Here is a 1,959-nt window from a genome sequence, read left to right as displayed (position 1 = left end):
CGCGCGACCACGACCAGCCAGGGCGCGGCGGAGAGGACGAAGCCGAGTCCGGCGACGCCCGCGGCGATGAGCGCCGCATCGGAGAGGGCGCAGATGATCACCACGGCGAGGACATGCTCGCGCCGGATCCCCTGACGAAGCACGAAGACGTTCTGCGCGCCGATCGCGACGATGAGGGAGAGGCCGAGTCCGAGGCCGGCGAGAGCGGTGAGCATGGGTTCAGCCTAGGAATCGAGATACATGAAGTGAAGCGAAGATTCCTATCGCACCATTAGCATCACTAATGTGCGCATCGATCCGGAGCTCGCGACCACCCTCGCCGCGATCGTCGACGAGGGGACACTGGATGCCGCGTCGAAGCGGCTGCAGATCACCCCTTCGGCAGTGAGTCAGCGGTTGAAGACTCTCGAGCAGCAGCTCGGTCGCATCCTCGTGGTGCGCACCAAGCCCGCACGGCTCACCGAGGCGGGGGAGGCCATCGTGCGTCTTGCCCGACAGGTCGCGCTCCTGGAGCACGACGCGCTCGTCGGTGTCGGCATCGATGAAGCAGAGGGCAATCGGCGGATCACGATACCCCTCGCGGTGAACGCCGACTCGATGGCCACGTGGTTTCTCGCGCCGCTGGCACGACTCTCCGCCCGACACGACATCGACTTCGACCTGCATCGCGACGATCAGAACTTCACCGCTCGCCTGCTGGAATCGGGCACCGTGATGGCGGCTGTCACGAGTGAGGAGAGCGCCGTCTCCGGGTGCTCGGTGTCGCCTCTCGGCGTGCTCGAATACCGGGCTATGGCCGAGCCGGCATTCGCCGCGCGCTGGTTCCCGGAGGGAGCGACCGAGAGCGCCCTGTCTGCGGCGCCGTTCGTCGACTTCGATCGCAGGGACACCCTGCAACACGAATGGCTCAGGGAGATGTCGGTGGCGCAGGAGGGAGTGCCCCGGCACTACGTCCCCGCGTCCCACGACTACGCCCTCGCCGTCACGCTCGGGCTCGGCTGGGGCATGGTCCCGGTGCTCCAGGAATCGAGCGGGCTCGTTCCTCTGGGCGGACCGACCCTTCGCGTGCAACTGTTCTGGCAGCAGTGGAACCTGCGCTCGGACCTGCTCGACACCATCGCCAAGGAGATCGCCGCCGAGGCGCGACGGGTTCTCGGCGGCGCCCCGGCCCGTCGATCGCGATAGGGCACGGCGGGCGAGGAGGCGATTCTGCGCGGGATGATCGAATCTCGTGCGCGAAATCGCCTTGTTCTGCGGATGGGGCAACGAGAGGATGGCGCAAACGCGCAGATGCGGGGTCGTTGAGGGGCGACCGGAACACAGGCATTCGCGTGACTCACGAATTCCTGAGGGGGAAGCGACATGGCAACCAAGGCAACCCAGCGCAAGGTGCTGGCGGTACTGGCGGGCGGGCTCGTTCTCGGCGTCGGCACCGCCGTGACGCTCGCGGCCTGGAACGACTCCGAGTTCGCGAACGGCACGTTCACCGCCGGCGCGTTCAATCTGCAGGGCTCTACCGACGGCACCGCGTATGCCGATCACGACTCCGCCGGCAGCGCGGCTACTCTCGCGTTCACCCTGCCGGCCGGACTCGTGGGCAACATGTCGCCGACCAGCTCGGTCTATGCCGGGTTCTGGGTGCGTCTCGCCGCCGGCACCACCAGCGGCGCCGATCTCGTCGCCGATGGCACCACGGCCGATGCCGCGGCCACGTCGAACTCCGACCACCTGTCGTACTCGATCTATCAGTTGGCGCCGGGAGCGACCTGTGATGCGGCATCCGCGACAGGAACACCGGTGGCGACCGGGACGACACTCGACCTCCAGACCGGCGTCACCAGCGTGCCGCTCACCGCGGGGGCGACCTCCACGGATCCGGGGACGGCCGTGCAGCTGTGCTTCAAAGTGACGGCGGACGCCGCGCTCGAACCGAGCCAGGTGGCGTTGGTCACCAGGCTC

3 protein-coding genes are annotated in these 1,959 nt (G+C 67.8%); 2 read left to right on the top strand and 1 reads right to left on the bottom strand.

Features of this window, described 5'->3' with window-relative positions; translation table 11 throughout:
- The coding region (locus KZA10_RS13585) for a LysE family transporter (RefSeq protein ID WP_218683145.1) at window positions 1-215 on the bottom strand (215 nt) is incomplete at its 3' end.
- A 70-nt stretch (window positions 216-285) separates the two neighbouring features.
- Here KZA10_RS13585 and KZA10_RS13580 point away from each other — a divergent pair.
- Both KZA10_RS13580 and KZA10_RS13575 read left to right on the top strand, forming a co-directional pair.
- Window positions 286-1,185: a LysR family transcriptional regulator ArgP gene (locus tag KZA10_RS13580; RefSeq protein ID WP_218683144.1), complete on the top strand. Its 900-nt coding sequence runs from the start codon at window positions 286-288 to the stop codon at window positions 1,183-1,185.
- 177 nt (window positions 1,186-1,362) lie between these two features.
- The coding region (locus KZA10_RS13575) for a SipW-dependent-type signal peptide-containing protein (protein WP_218683143.1) at window positions 1,363-1,959 on the top strand (597 nt) is incomplete at its 3' end.

The sequence above is a fragment of the Microbacterium sp. BF1 genome (assembly GCF_019279095.1).
Classification (GTDB): Bacteria; Actinomycetota; Actinomycetes; order Actinomycetales; family Microbacteriaceae; genus Microbacterium; species Microbacterium maritypicum.
Note: the sequence above shows the minus strand (reverse complement) of the source record. Positions and strands in the feature narration are given on the sequence as shown.